The organism is Candidatus Nitrosotalea sp. FS (assembly GCF_011319475.1).
In the GTDB taxonomy this organism is placed as follows: Archaea; Thermoproteota; Nitrososphaeria; order Nitrososphaerales; family Nitrosopumilaceae; genus Nitrosotalea.
The window spans coordinates 12,570-34,267 of sequence record NZ_RCMC01000220.1; the positions used below are offsets into that span (position 1 = coordinate 12,570).

25 protein-coding genes and 8 pseudogenes are annotated in these 21,698 nt (G+C 39.0%); 19 read left to right on the top strand and 14 right to left on the bottom strand.

Features of this window, described 5'->3' with window-relative positions; translation table 11 throughout:
• Window positions 1-153: 153 nt before the first annotated feature.
• Both DYY66_RS08320 and DYY66_RS08330 read left to right on the top strand, forming a co-directional pair.
• Window positions 154-1,132 (top strand): annotated as a pseudogene (locus DYY66_RS08320) (aspartate aminotransferase family protein); the annotation flags it as partial.
• Between the two features lie 273 nt (window positions 1,133-1,405).
• Window positions 1,406-1,900 carry a hypothetical protein gene (locus DYY66_RS08330; protein ID WP_166288066.1) on the top strand — a complete coding sequence of 165 codons (495 nt, stop codon included), beginning with the start codon at window positions 1,406-1,408 and terminating at the stop codon, window positions 1,898-1,900.
• Between the two features lie 34 nt (window positions 1,901-1,934).
• Here the strand turns inward: DYY66_RS08330 and DYY66_RS08335 are convergent, their stop codons facing one another.
• Window positions 1,935-2,648 (bottom strand): PAC2 family protein, encoded by a 714-nt coding sequence (locus tag DYY66_RS08335; RefSeq protein ID WP_166288068.1) that lies wholly within the window; start codon window positions 2,646-2,648, stop codon window positions 1,935-1,937.
• A 218-nt stretch (window positions 2,649-2,866) separates the two neighbouring features.
• Here DYY66_RS08335 and DYY66_RS08340 point away from each other — a divergent pair, with 218 nt between their 5' ends.
• The 4 genes and pseudogenes from DYY66_RS08340 to DYY66_RS14730 all read left to right on the top strand — a co-directional run.
• A complete protein-coding gene (locus DYY66_RS08340; RefSeq protein WP_166288070.1) occupies window positions 2,867-3,460 on the top strand; it encodes a hypothetical protein in 594 nt (197 codons plus the stop codon).
• A 61-nt stretch (window positions 3,461-3,521) separates the two neighbouring features.
• Window positions 3,522-3,909 (top strand): TFIIB-type zinc ribbon-containing protein (locus DYY66_RS15425; RefSeq protein ID WP_338140857.1); only part of this gene is annotated, 388 nt, incomplete at its 3' end.
• Between the two features lies 1 nt (window position 3,910).
• A pseudogene (gene tfb / locus DYY66_RS14725) lies at window positions 3,911-4,158 on the top strand (transcription initiation factor IIB); the annotation flags it as partial.
• Window position 4,159: 1 nt separating this feature from the next.
• Window positions 4,160-4,652: pseudogene (locus DYY66_RS14730) on the top strand (transcription initiation factor IIB family protein); the annotation flags it as partial.
• A 270-nt stretch (window positions 4,653-4,922) separates the two neighbouring features.
• On the opposite strand, the gene DYY66_RS14735 reads toward DYY66_RS14730, so the two are convergent.
• The 3 genes and pseudogenes from DYY66_RS14735 to DYY66_RS13155 form a co-directional block, all read right to left on the bottom strand.
• Window positions 4,923-5,586 (bottom strand): 26S protease regulatory subunit (locus DYY66_RS14735; protein ID WP_255496398.1); only part of this gene is annotated, 664 nt, incomplete at its 5' end.
• A 1-nt stretch (window position 5,587) separates the two neighbouring features.
• Window positions 5,588-6,212, bottom strand: a pseudogene (locus tag DYY66_RS14740) (AAA family ATPase); the annotation flags it as partial.
• 1 nt (window position 6,213) lies between these two features.
• Window positions 6,214-7,316 (bottom strand): annotated as a pseudogene (locus DYY66_RS13155) (AAA family ATPase); the annotation flags it as partial.
• A 113-nt stretch (window positions 7,317-7,429) separates the two neighbouring features.
• Here DYY66_RS13155 and DYY66_RS08365 point away from each other — a divergent pair.
• A complete protein-coding gene (locus DYY66_RS08365) occupies window positions 7,430-7,681 on the top strand; it encodes a hypothetical protein (protein WP_166288073.1) in 252 nt (83 codons plus the stop codon).
• A gap of 1,001 nt (window positions 7,682-8,682) precedes the next feature.
• Here DYY66_RS08365 and DYY66_RS08380 read toward each other — a convergent pair.
• Both DYY66_RS08380 and DYY66_RS16365 read right to left on the bottom strand, forming a co-directional pair.
• Window positions 8,683-8,856: a hypothetical protein gene (locus DYY66_RS08380; protein WP_166288080.1), complete on the bottom strand. Its 174-nt coding sequence runs from the start codon at window positions 8,854-8,856 to the stop codon at window positions 8,683-8,685.
• Window positions 8,857-9,126: 270 nt separating this feature from the next.
• Window positions 9,127-9,486, bottom strand: a pseudogene (locus DYY66_RS16365) (MarR family winged helix-turn-helix transcriptional regulator); the annotation flags it as partial.
• Between the two features lie 99 nt (window positions 9,487-9,585).
• Here DYY66_RS16365 and DYY66_RS08390 point away from each other — a divergent pair.
• A complete protein-coding gene (locus DYY66_RS08390; protein ID WP_166288086.1) occupies window positions 9,586-9,882 on the top strand; it encodes a winged helix-turn-helix domain-containing protein in 297 nt (98 codons plus the stop codon).
• A 6-nt stretch (window positions 9,883-9,888) separates the two neighbouring features.
• On the opposite strand, the gene DYY66_RS16370 is transcribed toward DYY66_RS08390, so the two are convergent.
• The 3 genes and pseudogenes from DYY66_RS16370 to DYY66_RS08410 form a co-directional block, all read right to left on the bottom strand.
• Window positions 9,889-10,356, bottom strand: coding sequence for a hypothetical protein (locus tag DYY66_RS16370; protein ID WP_166288089.1), 468 nt, complete (start codon window positions 10,354-10,356; stop codon window positions 9,889-9,891).
• 35 nt (window positions 10,357-10,391) lie between these two features.
• Window positions 10,392-10,946: pseudogene (locus DYY66_RS16375) on the bottom strand (transcription initiation factor IIB family protein); the annotation flags it as partial.
• 1,422 nt (window positions 10,947-12,368) lie between these two features.
• Window positions 12,369-12,596 (bottom strand): CbtB domain-containing protein, encoded by a 228-nt coding sequence (locus DYY66_RS08410; protein ID WP_166288098.1) that lies wholly within the window; start codon window positions 12,594-12,596, stop codon window positions 12,369-12,371.
• Between the two features lie 103 nt (window positions 12,597-12,699).
• Here DYY66_RS08410 and DYY66_RS08415 point away from each other — a divergent pair, with 103 nt between their 5' ends.
• The gene (locus DYY66_RS08415) at window positions 12,700-13,338 is read left to right on the top strand and encodes a DUF4443 domain-containing protein (RefSeq protein ID WP_166288101.1); all 639 of its coding nucleotides are present in this window, start codon (window positions 12,700-12,702) and stop codon (window positions 13,336-13,338) included.
• Between the two features lie 20 nt (window positions 13,339-13,358).
• Here DYY66_RS08415 and DYY66_RS08420 read toward each other — a convergent pair.
• The 3 genes and pseudogenes from DYY66_RS08420 to DYY66_RS08435 all read right to left on the bottom strand — a co-directional run.
• A partial coding sequence (locus DYY66_RS08420) for a PEFG-CTERM sorting domain-containing protein (protein WP_218583684.1) occupies window positions 13,359-14,006 on the bottom strand: 648 nt, incomplete at its 5' end.
• Between the two features lie 571 nt (window positions 14,007-14,577).
• Entirely contained in the window at window positions 14,578-14,847 is a 270-nt protein-coding gene (locus DYY66_RS08430; RefSeq protein WP_394352618.1) for an acyl-CoA thioesterase, read from the bottom strand.
• Between the two features lie 92 nt (window positions 14,848-14,939).
• Window positions 14,940-15,134, bottom strand: a pseudogene (locus DYY66_RS08435) (acyl-CoA thioesterase); the annotation flags it as partial.
• Between the two features lie 243 nt (window positions 15,135-15,377).
• On the opposite strand from DYY66_RS08435, the gene DYY66_RS08440 reads away from it, so the two are divergent.
• From DYY66_RS08440 to DYY66_RS08450, 3 genes are read left to right on the top strand one after another with little or no spacing between them, the layout of a single operon-like run.
• The gene (locus DYY66_RS08440) at window positions 15,378-15,662 is read left to right on the top strand and encodes a hypothetical protein (RefSeq protein WP_166288113.1); all 285 of its coding nucleotides are present in this window, start codon (window positions 15,378-15,380) and stop codon (window positions 15,660-15,662) included.
• A gap of 45 nt (window positions 15,663-15,707) precedes the next feature.
• Entirely contained in the window at window positions 15,708-15,920 is a 213-nt protein-coding gene (locus DYY66_RS08445) for a hypothetical protein (RefSeq protein WP_166288116.1), read from the top strand.
• Between the two features lie 50 nt (window positions 15,921-15,970).
• A complete protein-coding gene (locus DYY66_RS08450; protein ID WP_166288119.1) occupies window positions 15,971-16,381 on the top strand; it encodes a hypothetical protein in 411 nt (136 codons plus the stop codon).
• Window positions 16,382-16,838: 457 nt separating this feature from the next.
• Here DYY66_RS08450 and DYY66_RS08460 read toward each other — a convergent pair whose 3' ends face one another.
• Both DYY66_RS08460 and DYY66_RS08465 read right to left on the bottom strand, forming a co-directional pair.
• A complete protein-coding gene (locus tag DYY66_RS08460) occupies window positions 16,839-17,237 on the bottom strand; it encodes a hypothetical protein (protein ID WP_166288125.1) in 399 nt (132 codons plus the stop codon).
• 41 nt (window positions 17,238-17,278) lie between these two features.
• Window positions 17,279-17,491 (bottom strand): DUF167 domain-containing protein, encoded by a 213-nt coding sequence (locus DYY66_RS08465; RefSeq protein WP_166288128.1) that lies wholly within the window; start codon window positions 17,489-17,491, stop codon window positions 17,279-17,281.
• A 50-nt stretch (window positions 17,492-17,541) separates the two neighbouring features.
• Between DYY66_RS08465 and DYY66_RS08470 the strand changes: the two genes are divergently transcribed.
• The 7 genes from DYY66_RS08470 to DYY66_RS16380 form a co-directional block, all read left to right on the top strand.
• Window positions 17,542-17,778, top strand: coding sequence for a hypothetical protein (locus tag DYY66_RS08470; protein WP_166288131.1), 237 nt, complete (start codon window positions 17,542-17,544; stop codon window positions 17,776-17,778).
• A gap of 15 nt (window positions 17,779-17,793) precedes the next feature.
• Entirely contained in the window at window positions 17,794-18,291 is a 498-nt protein-coding gene (locus DYY66_RS08475) for a YqaA family protein (protein ID WP_166288134.1), read from the top strand.
• Window positions 18,292-18,326: 35 nt separating this feature from the next.
• Window positions 18,327-18,470, top strand: coding sequence for a hypothetical protein (locus DYY66_RS14745; protein ID WP_255496399.1), 144 nt, complete (start codon window positions 18,327-18,329; stop codon window positions 18,468-18,470).
• 32 nt (window positions 18,471-18,502) lie between these two features.
• Window positions 18,503-19,762: a M1 family metallopeptidase gene (locus DYY66_RS14755; protein WP_309223995.1), complete on the top strand. Its 1,260-nt coding sequence runs from the start codon at window positions 18,503-18,505 to the stop codon at window positions 19,760-19,762.
• On the top strand, window positions 19,759-20,811 hold the full coding sequence (locus tag DYY66_RS14760) for an ERAP1-like C-terminal domain-containing protein (RefSeq protein WP_309223994.1): 1,053 nt from the start codon (window positions 19,759-19,761) through the stop codon (window positions 20,809-20,811). Before DYY66_RS14755 ends, DYY66_RS14760 begins: the two co-directional genes overlap by 4 nt.
• Window positions 20,812-20,886: 75 nt before the next feature.
• Window positions 20,887-21,093: a hypothetical protein gene (locus DYY66_RS08485; protein WP_166288137.1), complete on the top strand. Its 207-nt coding sequence runs from the start codon at window positions 20,887-20,889 to the stop codon at window positions 21,091-21,093.
• Window positions 21,094-21,148: 55 nt separating this feature from the next.
• Window positions 21,149-21,627: cation:proton antiporter (locus tag DYY66_RS16380; protein WP_394352616.1), on the top strand; the 479-nt coding region annotated here is incomplete at its 3' end.
• Between the last annotated feature and the right edge of the window lie 71 nt (window positions 21,628-21,698).

Sequence of the window (21,698 nt, forward strand, 5' to 3'; positions counted from 1 at the left end):
TTCCACTGGAACTGAAGCCACAATGTATGCAACAAGAATTGCAAGAGCAAAGACTGGAAAAAAAATAATTGCAAAAATTGATGGTGGCTGGCATGGATACACCACTGATCTACTCAAGTCAGTCAATTACCCATTTGATCAATCAGAGAGTGNTCCAGTTGCAGAAAAGATTCGTTATGTCTCCACTGGAACCGAAGCTACTATGTATGCAACAAGAATTGCAAGAGCAAAGACTGGAAAAAAAATAATTGCAAAAATTGACGGTGGCTGGCATGGATATACCACTGATCTGCTCAAGTCAGTCAATTATCCATTTGATCAATCAGAGAGTGCAGGACTGACAGATGAATCCCACATAGTTTCAGTCCCGTACAATGATTTAGAAAAGTCGATTTCAATTTTAGAATCTGTAAAAAATAACCTTGCTGGAATAATAATAGAGCCAGTGCTTGGAGGGGCAGGCTGCATACCTGCAACAAAACAATACCTGACAGGGATACAAGAGTTTGTACACAAAAATAATGCACTCTTTATCTTGGACGAAATTGTCACAGGATTTAGATTCAGGTTTGGATGCCTTTACAATACAATGGGTCTTGACCCGGACATTGTGACACTAGGAAAAATTGTTGGTGGAGGATTTCCAATAGGAGTAATCTGTGGAAAAGAAGAGATAATGAAGATCACAGATACAAACTCAAACAAGAGATTAGACAGATCATATATTGGCGGCGGTACGTTTTCTGCAAATCCCATGACAATGACATCAGGCAGAGCAATGTTGAAATTTTTAAAGAAAAACTCTGGTCCAGTATACAAAAAGATTGGAAAACTAGGAGAGGATGCAAGAAAGGGACTTTCAAAGATATTTCAGGGTAACGTAACAGTCACTGGCATGGGGTCTCTTTTCATGCCACACTTTTTGGCAAACGGAGTAACACAGGTCACAAATGCAGAAGAGGCATCAAGATGTGACACCGAGATACTCAAGAGGTATCACTTTGAGCTTATTGCAAAACATGGGATATTTTTCCTCCCAGGAAAACTTGGTGCAATCTCCTATGTACATTCAGAAACAGACATCAAGGGCCTGCTTGAAGCTTCAAAGAAATTCTCGGTTTCGTTAAAATAATTAGCCAAACCTGTTAACTAGCCAGATAGCAAATTTCACTTATGCTCAAGATAGCAATCGTTGCAGCAATCATAATTTTGNCGCTCAAAAGGTACCACTTTGAGCTTATTGCAAAACATGGAATATTTTTCCTCCCAGGAAAACTTGGTGCAGTCTCCTACGTACACTCTGAATCAGATATCAAGGGCCTGCTTGAAGCTTCAAAGAAATTCTCGGTTTCGTTAAAATAATTAGCCAAATCCGTTAACTAACCAGATGGCAAATTTCACTCATATGCTCAAGATAGCAATCGTTGCAGCAATCATAATTTTGCTTGCACCAATGGCAACATCCTCCTTTGCACAAGAGTACAAGACAATCTCAAATGTTGGAAAAGATGCAGGGGACGGAGCTACAACATTTGATGTGCAGTATTCTTCTATCAAGGATATCGTAAGCTCATCAGTTAGTGTAAAGGACAAGTCAGTTGATTTTGTTCTTGTAGGCAAGGCTGACACAAACAGTACGCTTGTTCTAAAACTACCGACAGGATTGATTAGCGGTCCATTTATCGGAGTTTTCGAGGACGGTCAGATAATAACAAACTACAACACAACACAAGAGTCAGGAGATACACTGGTATCAATACCAATCACTCCACTTGCTGAAAAAATTTCCATCGTTGGAACAACAATAGTGCCAGAGTTTGGACCAGTAGCTGCCATAGTTTTAGCAATATCCATTGTAGCAATAGTGACAGTTACAAGACTCAGACCAATCCACCTGTAACATACAGTGCATTGGAAAATCTTTTCTTATTTTATTACGCAGAATAACTCTGATCAGGATCAAACCGCTTGCTGTGGCTGTGCGATTCTACATCTTTTGCCATGGAGTCAAACTCTGACGTGTCACCAAACTTGCGGTATGTCATTTTTTCAAGTGTCTTGATGATACTTTTTGAAGACCTGTACTGTGGAAGCTTGGGCTGGTTCAGCTCTGCATACAATCCAATCCCCTGGATTCCATTCATTTTTGCAAACCCAAGTATCAATCCATTAAACCCAGTGATTATAGAGGCCTCAGGAGTAGTCAAGATTCCAAGTTTTCGCACCTGTTCTGTGAGCTCTTTTGATGTTGTGGTAACAAACGTCTTTGGCTCTCCCTCAATTGGGGTTTTTGTGTGAAACCCACCAAGTGTGTAAATGAACCGTACAGAATATTTTTTTGCTACATCAATGACATCTTGACACAATACGTTTAGCTCTTCGGTAGAAGATGGCTGCCCAGAGCCTCCTCCAAATACAATGATATCTTTTGAATATCGATAGTCCCATTTTTCTTCTGGGATGTCAATGTATCCTCCATTATCAATGACATATGCAGGATATGATGGCTGCACTTCTCGAAATACCGTAGTGTTTAGATTTGAATTGATAAAATCAATAACGATGCTTCCAACGTCTCCCATGTCTTGCATTGCTGCAATCAAGAGAGGTTTTGAGACATCAGGCTCAGCCTTTTGGACAAAATCCACACTAATCCTTTAGTGTTTTATGATTAATACTTGTCTCTATCATGATACATTTCCCTAGTACAGGTAGTAGAATTCTTGGTAAGCGATTATTTACCAGGCATTCTGGGAATAGTTAATGAAAGAAAAGGAAGATCCGTTTAGTACATATCAAGAAAACAAGGTGCTCCTCAATTCGATTTTCATGAAAGATAAAATGGCAAAATANCTAGCAAGTCTTAATGAAAGAAAGAGAAGATCCGTTTAGCACATATCAAGAAAACAAGATACTCCTCAATTCAATTTTCATGAAAGATAAAATGACAAAATACTCCAAGCAGTTAGTAGATAATTATTTTAGTGCACTCATCAAGGCACGCGAAAAAATAGAGATGACCCGAGATCCACTGGAATTGGGCATGATCCAAGATATTGTCTCAGACTACCTCAAAGACATGCAGTGGCATGTAAAGTATGACGCAGCACACTCGGACTTTGATCCCCAGTACAGGTTTGACCTTGTTGCAAGAAAAGAAAAAAGAACCATAGTCGTATTGGTCCAGCCAGAACTTACAAGAAAATCCATTCAAGACATTCAAAGAGAGATTTTTGATGTCAAAAAAGAGATGCCAAGTACTAGAGTATTGCTTGCTACAGATATTTTGGAGTTGCCATACATTTTGCAAAGAGGTGCACTATCAGACTTTATTTCAGACATGGCAAAAAAATACAGACTAGGAATACTTTTTGTTGATAAAAATTTGGACTATCAAGAAACATGGCTTGTACCATCAGAGTTTTTGCATTCCCAGACAAATCCAGAACACCAGTTGTAAATTACATCTGAAAAGAACAGCTGGGTTATTATTGAATAGCATATGGATATGGGTGTAACTTATGGTAATACAGAGCGCGGCATTGAATACACGGTGTGCAAGATGTGGAAAGGCCAAGATGTTAACAGATGGCACTACGGGAGAACGATTTTGCGGTGGATGCGGATTTGTGATAAATGAAATTGTAAATGACTTGGGTCCTGAGAGGCAGTCATTTTCAAAAGAACAATTCGAAGACAGGGCAAGAACTGGCGTTCCAACGTCTCTTGCTATGCACGACATGGGACTTGCCACAGTTATTGGACAGGCAAACAAGGACTCGACTGGAAAACCATTGTCAGCATCAATGAAAAATACAATTACTCGACTTAGAACATGGGACAACCGAAGTCAAGTTCATGAGGCAACTGAGAGAAACTGCAGACAAGCATTCAGTGAGCTTAGCAGATNTCGGAGTCAAGTTCACGAGGCAACGGAGAGAAACTGCAGACAAGCATTCAGTGAGCTTAGCAGATTAAAGGACAAACTTGCACTATCAGATGCAGTGGTTGAAAAGACTGCATATGTTTACAGAAAAGCGTTAGAGAAGGGACTTGCAAAAGGCAGATCAATTCCAGGACTGATTGCCGCTGCATTGTATCTTTCATGCAGAGAGACAGGCACTCCCAGAACACTAAACGAAGTTGCAAGGAGGATCANACTAGAGAAGGGACTGGCAAAAGGTAGGTCAATTCCAGGATTGATTGCTGCTGCGCTGTATCTTTCATGCAGAGAGACCGGTACCCCCAGAACACTAAACGAAGTTGCAAGAAGGATCAACGTAAAAAAGAAGGATGTTTCAAGATGCTACAGATTGTTATTACAAGAGCTTGACATGACAATGCCGGTACTTGACCCGATAAAATGCATGTCAAGAATTGCAAGCGAATCAGGCCTTAGTGAAAAAGTAAAACGCGAGGCACTCAAGATTTTAGAACAAGCAAACGAGAAAGAGATCTCGGCAGGAAAAGATCCAATGGGACTTGCGGCTGCGGCATTGTATCTGTCCTGTGTCATACATGGAGACAATACGACTCAAAAAGTAATTGCAGTTGCAGCAGGGGTAACCGAAGTAACCATACGAAACAGGTACAAGGGATTGCGCGAATTGTTAGACATCCAAGTTCCTGATAAAAAATCAAAATTAGATTAAGATTAGATTTATCTAAAGTGAGATATAGCTACCTTTTGTCCAACCTTTAGTTCCTTTTGGATCTTGACTTTCTTTACTGCTTCCTCAAAGTCTCTCATCTTTACTTTTGCAACATCGACTTGTTTTTCTGCCTCTTTTGGATCGGGATACTTGTCAACGAAATTATGTAGTACTATTGATGCAGCAGTGTTTGCAATTGCAGCAACATNCTGCGCGAACTTTTAGACATTCAAGTTCCCGACAAGAAATCAAAATTAGATTAGCCTAGATTTATCTAAAGTGAGATATAGCTACCTTTTGTCCAACCTTTAGTTCCTTTTGGATCTTGACTTTCTTTACTGCTTCCTCAAAGTCTCTCATCTTTACTTTTGCAACATCGACTTGTTTTTCTGCCTCTTTTGGATCTGGATACTTGTCAACAAAGTTATGCAAAACGATTGATGCGGCAGTGTTTGCAATTGCAGCAACATCTGCTCCGCTCATCCCGTCTGTCATTTCTGCAATCTTTGCCAAGTCAACATAGTCTGGGTTTAGTCCATTTGGAGTTCCCATCTCTTTTTCAATTGGAATGTTTTTGGAGCTGATTTCTAATATCTTCAATCTTCCTTCCTTGTCTGGTATCGGGACTACAATGATCTTATCAAATCTTCCAGGTCGAAGCAATGCCGAGTCAATCATGTCTGCTCTGTTTGTGGCAGCAATTACCACTACACCATTTAGTGATGTTATTCCATCCATTTCTGTTAGTAGTTGGCTGACAACTTTTTCAGTTGTTGCACTCTCTCCCATTCCTCTAACTGGTGCAATGGAATCAATTTCATCGAAAAATATTACACATGGTGATGACTGTCTTGCTCTTCGAAATATCTCCCTGATTCCTCGTTCTGATTCACCTATCCATTTTGACAATAATTCAGGACCTTTTACAGAAATGNTCAGTTGCAACTGCCTTGGCTAGAAGCGTCTTTCCAGTTCCGCTTGGTCCATGCAACAAAATGCCGCGTGGCATCCTGTACCCTAGTTGTGAGTAAAGGCCAGGGTATTTCATTGGCCATTCCACTGCCTCCTGGAGTTCGCGTTTCACATTTTCTAGCCCGCCTATCTCGGTCCACTGGATGTCAGGTGTCTCAATGTATACCTCACGCATTCCGGCAGGAGTTACATCTCGGAATGCAAGTTGATAATCTTCAGCATTTACAATTAGTTTGTCAAGTGTCTCCGGAGGAATTTTTTCATCAGACAAGTTAATCTCTGGCAATAGTCTTCGCAAACATTTCATTGCGGCTTCCTTGCAAAGATATTCTAGATCAGCCCCCACATATCCATGGCTAGAGCCTGAAATTTTTTCCAAGTTGATATCTTCACTTAGTGGCATGTTTCTTGTGTGAATTAACAAAATCTCTAATCTGCCTTTCTTGTCTGGTACCTTGATCTCAATTTCTCTGTCAAACCTACCAGGTCTTCTCAGAGCTGGGTCTAGTGCATTTGGTCTATTGGTTGCCGCAATAACAATTACCTTTCCTCGTCCTTCAAGGCCATCCATTAATGACAACATTTGTGNGTCTGCCTTTCTTGTCTGGAACTTTTATCTCAATTTCTCTATCAAATCTACCAGGTCTTCTCAAAGCTGGGTCTAGTGCATTTGGTCTGTTGGTTGCTGCAATAACAATTACTTTTCCTCGTCCTTCAAGACCGTCCATTAATGATAACATTTGTGAAACAACTCTTCGCTCTACTTCACCAGTCACCTCTTCTCTTTTTGGTGCAATCGAATCAATTTCATCAACGAAAATAATTGAAGGTGCCTTTTCTTTTGCCTCCTTGAATATTTCACGTAGTCGAGCTTCACTTTCACCATAAAACTTGCTCATTATTTCAGGACCTGATATGCTGATAAAATGAGCATTAGTTTCATTTGCAACTGCTTTTGCTAATAGTGTCTTTCCTGTTCCAGGTACACCATACAGTAGCACACCTTTTGGAGCTTCAACTCCTAATTTTTCAAATATTTCAGGATGTCTCATTGGCAGTTCTATCATCTCTCTTACTTTACGGATTTCATCAGACATTCCTCCAATGTCTTCGTATGACACTTGAGGTACTCCTCGCAAGCTTTCACCTTTTTCAGCAATGTGAAACTCTGTCTTTGGCGTCACAAGAACTGCATCAGATGCAGGAGTTATTCCGATTACCTGAAATGTTAACCTGCCACCAAAGTATGGCACCATGATATTGTCACCTTTTACAAGTGGAATATTTTCTAGAGAATCTGTAAGATATCTTTCATCAATTGGCGGTATGGAATCAAGTGGTGCAACTATGACTTTTTCTGCAGGTACAGTCTTTATCTTTCGCACAGTAACAGTATCTCCAATTCCTACACCAGTGTTATTTCTGCCAAGTCCATCTACTCTGATAATTCCCTTCCCTTCATCGGATGGGTATAGTGGAAGACATCGTGCTACAGATCCGTCTCTTGCCTGTAATTTCTAAGATATCACCAGTTGATGCCCCAAGTGCATCCATGGACTCGTAATCAATGCGTGTTACACCTCGGCCTACGTCTCTGGTATACGCTTCCAATATTTTTAGTTGAACAGAATTTTGGGCTATGAGTATACTTGGGAGGTATGTCTTGTTATACCTTTGGAATCTTGGGTACATAATGGTAAATTTTAAAAACCCTGATCGGCAGGAAAACAAAAAAGATACCCAAGAAGAAACTCGGTCAATACAGTCAAGAACTTTTATACTGTAAATACAGTTTCAAGATTGAATTGGATGCATACCTTGAAGAGGAATTGTACGATCTCTTAACTTACTGTATTCAAAATCCAGATGCTTCAGATTATGGTACCAAGGAAGATAGAATCAAAGAGATAGGCCAAGAACTATTTTCAGACGGTGGAGTTGACGCACTTGAGAACATGTATTTTTCAATAGAACATAGGATACGTGAAGAGATTTCAAAAGATGCCAAACCATATCGTTCCCTTTGGAATGGCATTTCTAACGAGTGGAGTTACTAGGCAACTGCGTCAATCTGTTTTTCTTGTACAGGCTCTGTCTCTTTTCTTGCTCTTGCCAGTGCCATTCTCAAATGTTCGATTTCAATTTCATCAATCATTTCGCACATGTTATTTTATAAAAAATTCTGATACTTAAAAGATGCGCATCTTTACGTGAATGATCTTTTTGATTCAGTATTGCCTACGGGTTTTAGGTGTGTGCAATAATCAATCCACTGATGTGTAAATGATATCTCCTTGTCACCATGCAGATAGCATCCAATTACATTTTTGGCATCTGCAATCAATGGGAAATCTACAATGAACTTTTCCTGCTCGTCGATTTTTCTAAAGTATGTTGGTTTTAGTCCCATGGAATACAATTCAATGACATGCTCAAATGGATTGGTGCTGCCAAGCTTCTCCTTGACAGATTCAAACGCGGCATATCTTGCGGCATACTTGGCTGCATCACGTGCTGCATCTCGTGCTGTCTCTCCTGAAATAAATTCACTTCCATACCATCCATAATTATTGCGAGCAGCGCTGCTTGCTTCCNGACATACTCAAATGGATTGGTTCCGCCAAACTTTTCCTTGACAGATTCAAACACGACATATCTTGCAGCATACTTGGCTGCATCTCGCGCTGCATCCCGTGCTGTCTCGCCTGAAACAAATTCGCTTCCATACCATCCATAGTTATTGCGAGCTGCACTGCTTGCCTCCTTCCATGCAGTGTTCCATGCAGAGTCCCAAGTGTTGGATTTGTTAGAGTTTAATGCTTCAACTCGTGCCAAGTCCCAAAGCGAGTCTGCTGCATGTTGCAGTGTATCATTGTCTTTCTTCCACGGTATCAACGCCTTGGCATATTTTTCCACCAAATCTGATACCTTTGGAAGCAAAGAGTTTGCTTCTGCAACAGACCTTGCAGGAGTAAAATATTTTATTGATTGTAACTTGGAAAGTTGCGAATCCGTATTTGTTTGTGTCAACAGTATTCAAAAATTTCTGGGTTTTATATTAATCTGTTTTTTTGCGCTCATAAAATTTTTCAGGTGGCTCTTGTCTGTCTTTTTTGCGTCCTGGAAGGTACAATTTGGCAACTGCGCCCATCATGAATCCTCCAACAACTACTATGGCAATCCCACTTATGACTAGTACCAGTGCTCGTCCAATTGCCTTGAGTATTGCCATGCCATTATGATAACATCACTGGTAAATATGGGTTGATCACTGACACAGAATCAGATTTTTTCAGTCTTTTTCCTTTTCGTCAATTACAGAATCTCCAAGATAGACAGCCAGGTTTTCAGTCATTTTTTTTACAATGCCCAATGCAGACTTGATCTCATGCTCTGAAAGATCCTGGATAGCTGTTTTTCTAATTTGTGCAGCACACTCCATCATAGAATCCCACATGGAATCAGCCTTGGCAGTAGCATAGATCCTCTTTATTCTCCGGTNAGTAGATGTTTTTCTAATTTGTGCGGCACATTCCATCATTGAATCCCACAGTGAGTCAGCCTTGGCAGTAGCATAGATCCTCTTTATTCTCCGGTCTTTGGAATCATGTTTTCTTTTCACGTATCCATCTTGTTCCATTTTATCAATTATTGGCACAAGTGTAGGACTCTCAACTCCAATCTTGTCTGCAAGTTCTCTTTGTGTAGGACCAGACTGCATGTTTAGTGCAAATATGACCTTTGACTGGACCAAGTTTATCCCGGTTTTATTTCGTAGTTCAAGATCAAATGCTTTTTGCATCATCTTTGATGCAGAATATATCACAAAACCAATACTGTTTTCATAATCAAATTTTTTCATTTGTCTTCAAATCATTAGGAAGCTAATGAATATATAGACCTTGTTCCAATACAAAATAATGAAAATTTCACAAAACCAAATACAGGAGCAAGCTATCTAATGGCACTAAGTACAAAGCAACAATACAGATCAGAGCTTGGCGTGGTCTCAGAAGTATTACAGATTACAATGGATTGCGGCATGCAAGGAGCAATAATATCTTCGATTGCACGCAGAGCCAACCTATCACATTACACAGCAATGGAAAAGTGTCAGAAATTGATAGAGTTTGGATTGATGGAATCAAGGGCAGACAAGAAGAGTCGCAGCTTTGTCATCACCGAGAAAGGGATCAAGTTTCATCAAGAGATACAGAAATTCATAGAGATTGCCCAAGAGATAAAAATAAGATACTAGTCTCTCCTAACTTTTTTGTTCAAAACCAAGTTTTTCTCGAAACTGCCTAGCCAAGTTTCTCACCGATACGTTACTTACACCACAAGCCTTTGCAATCTCTATCTGTGTCTTTTTTTCATTGCTCAGACACGTTGCCAAGTAAACTGCAGCTGCAACTAGTGACATTGGGTTTTTTCCTGTTGAAAATCCCTTATCCTCTGCACGTAGCAGCAGATCAAGTGCATGTCGTCTTGTGATTTCGCTTACTTTGATAATGCTACAAACTTTGGTTACAAACTCTACAGGATCAAATGGATCTAGTCTAAGGTCAAGGCTCTTGACCATTGTCCTGTATGCAGTGGCAAGATCACCTTTTCTTACGTTTCCAGCTTTTGCAATGTCACGAAGAGTCCTAGGAGTACTAGTTTTTCGGCATGCTGCATATAATGCAGCATAAAGTATTGAAGCGATTCCTCTGCCTCTGGTTAATTTCATGGCAACTGCTTTTCTGTAAATGTATGCAGTCTCTNATTTCCAGCTTTTGCAATGTCACGCAGAGTCCTAGGAGTGCTAGTTTTTCTGCATGCGGCATATAGTGCAGCATAAAGTATCGAAGAGATCCCTCTACCTCTTGTCAATTTCATGGCAACTGCCTTTCTGTAAATGTATGCAGTCTCCTCTACTACATTATCAGGAAGTGAGAGTTGTGATTTGATAGTATCAAGAAGTGTGAATGCCTGTCTTAGGTTAGAATCATTTCCTTTTGACTTGCTCCTGTTATCCCAGATTCGTAGTCTGTTGAATGTGTTTTTCATGTACCCAGAAAGCGAGTGACCTGCAGCATCCTTGTCTTGTAGCCCTATTGAGGTTGCAAGACCCATGTCGTGTACTGCAAGACTTGATTTGGCTCCAGTTCTGCTTTTGTCGTTGAACTGCTCAACATCAAAGGAACGTGACTCGGGTCCAATGTTATCTATCTTTTCTATCAAGACCAGGCCGCAGCTTGCACAAAGAATTTCGCCAGTATTGTTATCAGTTACAAGAGGTCCCCTAGGACAGACTTTTAGTGTACATTTCTCAAACATCTCATCTTGCAATGTGGGTATAATAGGTCGAGTTTGACTAATTAGTTATTTGCAAACAATACTAGGGTGATTTTGCAGTAGGTCTAGCTAATTTTACGTTCTATAAAAAACGTCTAGAACTTTTTACCACAAGGCATCAAGAACACAAGACTCTGCCCACTTGCTTTAAATTAAGAACAAGTTTGCTTTCAAAGAATGTCAGAAGATCTTGCCAGCATAATTGAAGAAATGATAAAATCTGGAAAAGGCGATGCTGCAAGATTACAAAACATTCTGACTGCAATAAAAAATTCAGAGCCAGTGTCATTTGAGGATCATCAATACATAGAAGGTCTGACCCAGGCCCAACCCAATCAAGTCTCAAGTGATACAACGCNATCATTTGAAGATCATCAATACATAGAAAATCTCACCCAGGCCCAACCCAATCAAGTCTCAAGTGATACAACACAGGACGTGACAGAGAACGTATCAGACATACCATCACCTACAAGTCCTGAAATTTCCGAGCCTGCAAAAAAATCTTTGAGTAAAAAATATGCTTCAATAGGAATTATTGTCGCAATCATAATCGTTGCATATGTTGGACTAGACGTATATGCAGTAAACAATTTACAATTTCGTCCACATCATGGCCAACAGGTAGCAATCTCAGATACGGAGCTTACCATACAGACAGATGCATGTAACCCATCATATTTTCCTGCTACATTTACCACATATGAGATAGACGCATACTATAATTCAGATATCATAGAAAAGGCAACAGTCGGAGGTTCTACATTATCTCCAAAATCAGCTGCCACACTAGATGGCATATTTGCAATAAACAAACAAGCAGTAAATAAAATTGGACAGACAAATGCCACGTTTGATCCAACCAAAGCAACTATAATCACTACCGTAAAGGCTCCAATCTTTGGATTTATCCCATATTCAGTGGACCAGAAATATGACGCATTAGACTTTCAGAAGAGGATAAAAAATCCACCGCCAGGCACATTTGACTGCTTTCCATAAACACAATAACTTATCAACAACTCATTTTCTGTAAATTAAAAACATACCATATCCAAGACATCCCTAAACTCAGGTTGTACCAATACCAAAAAACCACATGTTAAGCCCCAAAGAAAAATAAAAAATTTCACTAAAAAACCGCTAGTGGCANGGCAACCATAACAACCACTGTGAGTGCGCCAATTTTTGGATTTATCCCATATTCAATAGACAAGAAATATGATGCACTAGACTTTCAGAATAGGATAAAAAATCCTCCGCCAGGCACATTTGACTGCTTTCCATAAACACAATAACTTATCAACAACTCATTTTCTGTAAATTAAAAATATGTCATATCTTAGATAACCAAAAACCACAGGTTAAACCCCAAGAAAAATAAAAGATTTCACTAAAAAACTGCTAGTGGCATGGAAAACCAGATGCATGTCTCATATCGTGAGTATATTCATGCAAGTATCCAACACCATTCATCTGGGCATATGCAGATTGTCCTTCAAACATACTAAATATTTGTCCCTGGTCAAAGCCCACTACAAAGTATCCCATTCCAAATATTGCAAGCAGAACTGCTGCGGCAATTATAGGAACTGCGTGCTGTGTCTTTGTGATCTGTGATGTGTTAACCATTTCTAATTTCGTCTCACCAGATGATTATTTAAACAATTGGATGGTTTATCCGACTTGGTGTCATGCTAAAATCTAATAATGGAATCTCAAGTCTTACAGAAATATGCATCAAGTGATACAATTACTTTCCAAGGTAGCGCAAAGACATGCACCAAGCAGGATGCTAAGTTTTGATCTGGTCCATGTCTTCAAGACAATGCAGATGATGTCAGACAAAAAGAAGGTAAGTAGATCATCGCTTATGCAAGAACTCGAACTAGGAGAAGGCTCAATCAAGACCCTTGTAAAGCACCTAAAGATGCATGGTCTTGTTGAAAACTCTAATGCAGGCATGTGGCTGACAAATAAGGGCGATACCCTTTACACAAAACTGCATGCCTCAGTTCCAAGAGAAATGGACATTGCCAAGTGTTCAGTAGCTTTGGGAAAATTCAATCATGCCGTATTACTAAAAGACATGGCATACAACATCAAGAGTGGAATTGAGCAGCGCGATGCTGCAATAAAGGCAGGCGCGGTTGGCGCAACAACTTTGATCTGCAAAAATGAGAGGCTTGTCTTGCCAGGAACTGGAGAGGACTTGATGCGAAATGACCAAAAGATACATTCTCTCATCATGAAGGAATTGTCACCTGAGCAAAATGACGTAATAATAATTGGAAGCTCTCAAAATAAAAAAATCGCTGAGATGGCTGCAAAAAGTGCAGCTCTATACACTATAGAAGATCATGCAAAACACTAGTTTTGAAATATAATTTTAAATCAAAAATTCAGAGACTTGGTACTAGTTCTTGTTTTTGATAGTACTGTAATTGTAGTTACCAGTCCAACTGCCAAGACCATTATCAGACTGGATATATTTTCAAATTCCGGAATTACTGTGGTTCCAATGATCTCTATCTTGACATCACCATTCACGATAGGAATGTCTAGTATTCTATACTCATAATCAGAGTTTCCTTCCTGAAATGATGTTATCTCATCACCATCTACAAAGACAAGAAATGATTCATCAGAATTGCTTGATTTTTTTGCATCAAGCAATAATCTTGGAATTTGTAGGTGTAACATACCAGAACTCTTTGTATCGATTTGGGCAACAAGAGAGATATTTTGAGGGTCAACAACTATGTTTTTGACCTGACCTCCTGTAATAGAATAGCTAACGTCAAAGTTTTGTCCGCTTGAAAGATCCTTTACATTGAACACGCCTGATGTTGGAATGTTTTCCTGTTCAAATTGGAAATGCACTGTTGCTGAAACATGCTTGAATCCATATTGTACAATTATAGAATAGGTACCAGGCATCCGCCATAACGGACCCTCAACTTTGATAGGTAGTGAAAATCTCCCATCTGATGCCACAAGTATCTGTTCCACATGAACTAGATTGTTATCAGGATCAAGAACNGTGAAAATTTTCCATCTGATGCTACAAGTATCTGTTCTACATGAACCAAGTTGTTATCAGGATCAAGAACTTGAATTGCTAGCGGTAAGTTAGCTACAACGCTTTTGACTTCGCCTGACATAATCATAAAATCACCTCGGTTATACAGATCCTTGTCAATTTTTACAGTAATTTGTGCCTCTACTGGAGGTGACAGGGGTTCAGCTCCAACAGGTGGAATGACCACAAAAGACGTTAATGCACTGACAAGTGCTACAAGGCAATATACTAGTCCAAGTTTTATTTTTTGATTAATACAGGGTTGCCTGATACCATAAGATAAAGTCATTTCTATCAATACATTCAGAGATCAAAACCACATACATCTTGTCAACTAAGCTCCATTTATGAAAACTCAGCTACAATATTTAGTGAATAATATATGCAATATCAAGAATTAAATTTTGAAAATAATTTGTGTGCTGTTTTTTCTTGCAAGACAGATATGCAATAATTTTCTCAGAGAGAAACAGACATCCAGTCACACTCTCTGATTTTTATTTCAAAACTGTAAGATATAGATGAAAAACTCTAGTTTTGCTTGCGTTCCCTTTTTCTTTGCAGCATCCTCTGTTCTCCTTCTGCAAATCTTTTCTTGTCATCTTCTGTGACAATCAAGAGTGGAGGCACATCAGTAGGCTTGCCAGTATCATCCAATGCAACAGAGGTAACATAGGCAGTGTTTGTGAGGGTTCTTGTTCCAGTAAACAAGTTCTCTGCTTCAACTCTAATCTCAATTTCCATTGAAGAACGTGAAACATAGTTGAGCCTGGCATTTAGTATGAGTGCATTTCCAACCATCACAGGTTTTAGAAAATTGACTCGATCTATTGATGCAGTTACTGCATTTTTCTTGCAGTGTCTCTGGGCTACAAGGCCTGCTATCAAGTCANGAAATTGACTCGGTCAATTGATGCAGTTACTGCATTTTGTTTGCAGTGTCTCTGGGCTACAAGGCCTGCTATCAAGTCAATCTGCCTAAGTATTTCACCACCAAAGACATTGCCTGCAGGGTTTGCGTCAGATGGAAACATTCTCACAGTCATCTCTGCACGGGATTCTTCAGCGCTCTTTGGTTTTAGAGACATTATATTGCAATAAATCAAGTCATGGATTTATGAGTCATTCTTTTGTCATTCTCAGAATACCATTTAATTAATCGATATTTTGACACAAAATATTGAACTCTGTAACTGAGACTTGTGTAGTCAACGTACCAAGAGACAGCGTTTTTGAGTTTTTATCAAATATTGAAAACATTCCAAAGTGGGCTACAAAGTTTGTCAGCAAACTCACATCGGTAGATAATAAGTACAAGGCACTAACTCCAATTGGAGAGGTATTCATCAGACTACAAATACAAGGCATTGACTCCAATTGGAGAGGTATTCATCAGACTGGATGTAGACAAGAAAGCAGGTCTGATTGACATCTATGCAGGACCTACCGAAGACAACATGACACCAGCATACATGAGAATAATTTCTTTACAGGATACCGCTACAGCAGTAATGTTTACTTTCTTTCAATACGATTCCACGCCAGATGCCATTTGGGAAATCTTTTGCGAATGGATAAAGATCGAAGTTGACAACATTAGACGACATTTTTCCTAGAATGTTAAATCAATCTTATATTTTGGACATACCATGTGATAACAAATGAAATATTTCTGGTGGAGGTTTTTAGATTATACAACAGGTGCACTTGTGGGGGGTGTAATTGTATTTCTTGTAAACAGGTTTGTCTGCAGCCAGTGCATAGGTCAGTATACACCAATACTGATGCTTGGAATATGGATTGGTTTTATGTTGTTATGTAATTTTATATTTCAAAAGGCAAAACCTGCTAGCATAAAACAAGACAATATGTGAAGGGAAATTTCCCAGAAAGCAAATATACCTTAACAGATATTCAATATTGAATGGCATTTTTTGAGGACTTTTGTAAAAGCGTAGTGGCACTAGACAAGAAAATTAGATTTGCAGGAATTGCAGACGGGGATGGAACATTAGAGGGCGTATCTGAGAGATCAGGCCTTGCCCCAATCATGAAGCCAGAAGAGAGGGCCCAATATGCAATAACTGCCGCAACAAGACAATATACCAGGCTCAGATGGGAATACCTGCTTGGAAAGATTTCTTACGCAAGTTCACACTATGCAAAGATCATCAGGGCAACAATACCAATTGCTGATGAAAACAGAAGACTTGCTCATGTGTTGTTGTTATCATTTGATCCTGATGCAGACGACTTTCATCAAATCATAACAAAGAAGATAATTCCTCTTGTAAAGCAGAACATGGAAAGATTCATGCAAGAAGCTCAAAAATAAAGAAAAAATCATCCAGTGTTTATTACAGGGCGTTCTAGTCCCCTGCTGTCAATATACTCTTGCACCCTCACGTCAGAGCACACAGAGATATTTTGGCCCTTATTGTTATTACAATAATTTTTTATCTGCAACATTTCCTGATCACAGTCTGAAGTTGGTGCAGACACACAAGCATCAATGTCATTTGACAGTGTTGAAATTGAATCAGGACTTTGGTTAAGCGGAGGTATCGCACCACCTTGATCGGTGCCATACATGAACGGGGAGGCAAAAAAGTAAATGGTAAAGGCAAAGGCTAGTGNTGGAGGTATAGCATTACCTTGATTGGAGCCATACATGAAAGGGGAGGCAAAAAAGTAAATGGTAAAGGCAAAGGCTAGTGCAATAACAAGATAGATTGGAATTCTCCTTTTGATATCCACATGTTATACTTTAAATTTCTAAATTATAACTGATGCTAATCTACCATTATCTTCATCGTAAGTGGAGGAGACAATGCATCGGGATTTCCCACGCTTGCCCATACAAATATCTGTGCAGTGTACACACCTGGAGCAGTAGGAGTCCATGACTGAGATGGACTAAGGGATTGGCCTGCATCAAGTGTTCCTGTAATCCAGGATAAAGAGTACACAACTCCATCTTGGTTTTCGATTTGTACAATGTATGCAAATGGCTGTGCCCTGTCCTGTCCGTTTGCAACATCGGTTGTCACCTGCACTTGTTTTCCAACTGTTGTGTGCCATACACCATTTTCAAGCGTAGCATTTGATTTGGCAATCTGTGAATATCCATGAGGTATCATGCAGGATACTACTAGAACAGCAAAAATCATCACAATGACTGACTTGATCACAAAATGATTTGAGTTTGACTTGTTTTTTAGGGTTTGGAGAATTATTGTACAACCTCAACTATCTTGTCTTTTGACTTTGCTCCTGCAACTATACGTACGCATGACTTTGATATTCCAAAGTGTTTTGCAATCTGTTTTATTATTTCGAGATTTGCTTTGCCGTTTACAGGTTTTTCCATGATGCCTATTTCTATGGTATCCCCTTGTACCTTTACATAGTCTTTGTGAAATGATACCGATACTTTGTATAACACTTGACCTTTTTTTGTGCAAGACAAATATTAAAGATAGAGATACGAGCAGTGTGCCAGAAGACACCAGTGAAGACCTTGAAAGATTACAACTTTTAGATATTGTATTTACAAGAGGAGTCAATGCACTATCAAGAACAGAACTTGAGCGCCTCCATGATTTGATAGAAAAAAAAGATTACAGCCACGACAAGAAAGCGCAAAAATCAAAAGCAAAACTTCTCAAAAAAATAGGTAACGCAATTTATGATCACGATGTAAAATATGGCAATTCATTTAAAATGAGCTAGAATGGAATTGAGGCGATGCTAGGAGATATACTAAATGCTGTATTGCATGATACACTATTCATAAAATATGGTTTACTAGGGCTTTTTTTCAACGGCATGTTTTCAAGTTTTATTCCAATTCCAACAGAGCTTACCATTTCGGCTTTGTTGATTGGAGGAATAAACCCACTTGATGTATTTTTGGTATTGACTGTAGGCTCTATTGTTGGCGGGTATATTGCATATTATCTAGGGTATAATGGTAGATTGCTAAAAAGAATCAGAAAGATTCCAGACAAAAAACATGAGCAAAAAAGCATCAATATCATGACAAGATACGGCTGGTTTACAATAATTTTCTTTTCACCGTGGCTTCCCATACTTGGAGATGTTATATCAATAATTGCCGGAACCAAACGATACAACATTGTAAAATATTCGATAGCAATGACAGCTGGCAAGACAGTAAAGGCAGTTGCCATCGTATTTTTTGGCATACATTTCGTACATTGGCTAGTCTACATTTTGCATTAGAAAGTATATTACGTGTATATTAGAAGAAAAATCTTGTGAAAGGTATCTCTCCAATAAATTATGAACTAGAGTTTGAGCCAGATTTTAAGAAATTTACATTCAGAGGAAGAGAAAAAATATCAATCAAGATACCAAGACCTGTAAATAAGATACACTTCATGCTGCAGAACTTGAGATAACACGATGCAAAATATCATGGAATGGAAAAGAGATAAAACCAAAGACAAGACTTGATGAGAAAGCAGAAGAACTTGTTATCACATTTTCTCAAAAAATATCCGGCAAGGCAACACTTTCAATTGATTTCCTAGGACAGCTAAATGACAAGCTTGTTGGATTTTACAGGAGCAAGTACAAGTACAAAGGAAAAGAAAAATACCTTGCAACAACCCAGTTTGAGGCAGCCGATGCGCGAAGAGCATTTCCATGTTGGGACGAGCCAGAGGCCAAGGCAACATTTGATGTATCACTAGTAGTTGACAAGAACCATACTGCAATCTCAAACATGCCCATAGTGTCAAAGAAAGCAACTGGAAAAAAAGTCCAATACAAGTTTGACACCACTCCAATCATGTCTACATATCTTCTATATCTTGCAGTTGGAGAGTTTGAGTACATCTCAAGCAAGTCAGGCAAGACACTAATCAGAGTAATTACCACACAAGGAAAGAAGCAACAAGGAAAACTTTCACTAGAGTTTACAAGACAATTTCTCACATACTTTGAAAAATATTTCAAGATTGCATATCCATTGCCCAAACTTGACATGATTGCAATACCTGACTTTGCTTCAGGTGCGATGGAAAACTGGGGTGCAATCACGTTCAGAGAGACCATATTGCTTTATGACCCAAAGACATCATCTACTGAAACAAAGCAACACATTGCAGAAGTAATTGCACACGAGATTGCACACCAATGGTTTGGCAATCTAGTCACCATGAAATGGTGGAATGATCTATGGCTCAACGAGAGTTTTGCTACATTCATGGCAACAAAAGCAGTTGATGCATTATACCCAGAGTGGGACTTTTGGGACCAATTCTTGATTTCAGAAATGACTGGAGGTTTGAGTCTTGACTCGCTAAAATCATCACACCCAATTGATGTGCCAGTGAAAAGTCCATCAGATGTACGTCAAATATTTGACGAGATAAGCTACAACAAGGGAGGATGTGTCTTGATGATGTTAGAGAATTTTATTGGAGATGATAACTTTAGAAAAGGATTACACAGTTATCTGAAAAAACATGAATATGCAAATGCAACAACAGAAGATCTCTGGAACTCTCTTGGTTCCATATCAAGACAACCTGTAAGACAGATGATGAATACATGGGTAAGACAAGTTGGATATCCAGTAATTGAGGCCAAAGTGCAAGATTCAAAATTAAGATTATCTCAGAGCAGGTTTCTCTTAGAAGACAATGGAACAGCAAAGAAAGGAAATTGGATAATTCCACTTCGGTGAGAACTGGAAACAAGACGGTAACCAAGCTTATGAAAGGACCAATTACAATACCATACCAGGCAGATTGGTTCAAGGTAAATGAGGGCCAAAAGGGATTTTATCGAGTAAAATACGACCAAAATGCACTTGATGCACTTGGAAAGAAAGTAGAAGAAAAAGAGATATCAAATGTGGACCGATGGAGCATCCACCATGATCTCTTTGCTCTATGCATGTCAAACCAAGTATCATTTAGAGACTATCTTGACTTTGTAAAACATTATGAAGATGAAGACGACTATGTTGTATTATCAGATATCATATCTAGCCTGAACTTTTTCTATGTGCTATTATCAAAGGAAGCCTTTTGGGATGAAATAAAAGAATTCAACCGCGATTTCTTCAACAAGGTATTTGCAAAACTTGGATGGGACCCAATCAAGGGAGAGAGATCAACAACTGCACTTTTACGTGTACAGGTGATAAGCTCACTTGGAAAACTAGAAGACCCAGACATAGTTTCAGAAGCCAAGTCAAGGTTTGCCAATTTGTTAAAGACAGGCAAGTTAGATCCAGACCTTCGCGGTCCTGTCTATTCCATAATAGCATGGACAGGAGACCATACCACATACCAAAAAATTCTCAGCCTATATCGCAAGGCTCCAACGCAAGAAGAGATGGTGCGGCTGCTTAGCTCACTTGCAAACTTTCAGGATAAGAAACTATTATCAAAAACTCTCTTGTTTACACTCTCAAAGGAAGTTCGAACACAGAATCTTTTCCAACCAATTGCAAGAATGATAACAAATCCACAAGGAAAAGAACTTGTCTTGCCATGGATAAAACAAAACTGGAAAGGAATTGTATCAAGATTTGGTGTAGGAAACCCACTTCTCAACAGAATAATTGGTAGTGTCTCAATTGAGGCAGACTTGGAAAAAGAGAAAGAGGTTAGAAAGTTCTTTGCAAGACATCATGTTCCTGGAACAGAGATGAAACTTGCACAGACTTTGGAGAGAATAAGAATTCATGCAAGATTTATCCAAAGTGTAAGAAAAGAATTCAGCTAGATTTGTTTTTCAGATCGGTTAATCCAAAATACAATTCGCTCAATGTTTAATAGTGTCATAAAATCAAAATCGCTAATGACCAATCCCTCCACTCGCAGACTAGGAATCATCACTGTGATATTTTTCATCGGTGGATTTTGGGGCATATTCATGGGATTGATTGCATCTACCAAGCCCAACTTTATCCTGACTGCGCTTGGAATGGTAAACATTTCACTTGGAATTTTTCTTGGATTTCGTATTCTAAGAAAGAACCGAAAAGAGATGGACAAGAGAAGATAATCAAAAATTACGCATTTAGCAACGATTTTTATAATTTGACAACAATTGTCTAAAGATGTCCGAATTAAGTCTGAGTCACTTGCTATCAAGTGAATATGTAATACCTGTTTTTCTCTTGACAATATTTCTTGCTTCCCTTATTGCGACAAGAGTAAAGATTCCATCTACCATGATTCTTGTGGGAATTGGAATTTCCATATCAGTGATAGATTTCACAGGTCACGGAATTCCAAACATTTCAGGATTCAAGGTGGATCCAAAACTTATTCTCTACTTTGTCATTCCGCCTCTAATTTTTGAGGCGATGATGAAAATTGATCGTGAACAGTTCAAGACAATCAGGATATCGGCACTTGCGTTGGCCACAGTCGGAGTAGGGCTTGCCACAATAGTTGGTGGACTGTTATTGACATACCTGGCAGGATTGCCAATACTTGTTGCATTTGCATTTGCAGCACTAATCGCTCCTACAGATGCTGCAATTGTAATAGAGATATTCAAGAGAGTAAAAATTCCAAAGACACTTGCAACATTNAGTTTTTCTTTTGACAATATTTCTTGCTTCCTTGATTGCTACAAGAGTAAAGATTCCATCTACCATGATT

Bases quoted from the DNA above. Each gene is read 5' to 3' on its own strand.
- DYY66_RS08330 (WP_166288066.1), top strand. From the start codon at position 1,406: ATGCTCAAGATAGCAATCGTTGCAGCAATCATAATTTTGCTTGCACCA.
- DYY66_RS08340 (WP_166288070.1), top strand. From the start codon at position 2,867: ATGAAAGAAAGAGAAGATCCGTTTAGCACATATCAAGAAAACAAGATA.
- DYY66_RS08380 (WP_166288080.1), bottom strand. From the start codon at position 8,856: ATGGCAATACTCAAGGCAATTGGACGAGCACTGGTACTAGTCATAAGT.
- DYY66_RS08390 (WP_166288086.1), top strand. From the start codon at position 9,586: ATGGCACTAAGTACAAAGCAACAATACAGATCAGAGCTTGGCGTGGTC.
- DYY66_RS16370 (WP_166288089.1), bottom strand. From the start codon at position 10,356: ATGAAATTAACCAGAGGCAGAGGAATCGCTTCAATACTTTATGCTGCA.
- DYY66_RS08410 (WP_166288098.1), bottom strand. From the start codon at position 12,596: ATGGTTAACACATCACAGATCACAAAGACACAGCACGCAGTTCCTATA.
- DYY66_RS08415 (WP_166288101.1), top strand. From the start codon at position 12,700: ATGCATCAAGTGATACAATTACTTTCCAAGGTAGCGCAAAGACATGCA.
- DYY66_RS08430 (WP_394352618.1), bottom strand. From the start codon at position 14,847: ATGGTTGGAAATGCACTCATACTAAATGCCAGGCTCAACTATGTTTCA.
- DYY66_RS08445 (WP_166288116.1), top strand. From the start codon at position 15,708: ATGAAATATTTCTGGTGGAGGTTTTTAGATTATACAACAGGTGCACTT.
- DYY66_RS08450 (WP_166288119.1), top strand. From the start codon at position 15,971: ATGGCATTTTTTGAGGACTTTTGTAAAAGCGTAGTGGCACTAGACAAG.
- DYY66_RS08475 (WP_166288134.1), top strand. From the start codon at position 17,794: ATGCTAGGAGATATACTAAATGCTGTATTGCATGATACACTATTCATA.
- DYY66_RS08485 (WP_166288137.1), top strand. From the start codon at position 20,887: ATGACCAATCCCTCCACTCGCAGACTAGGAATCATCACTGTGATATTT.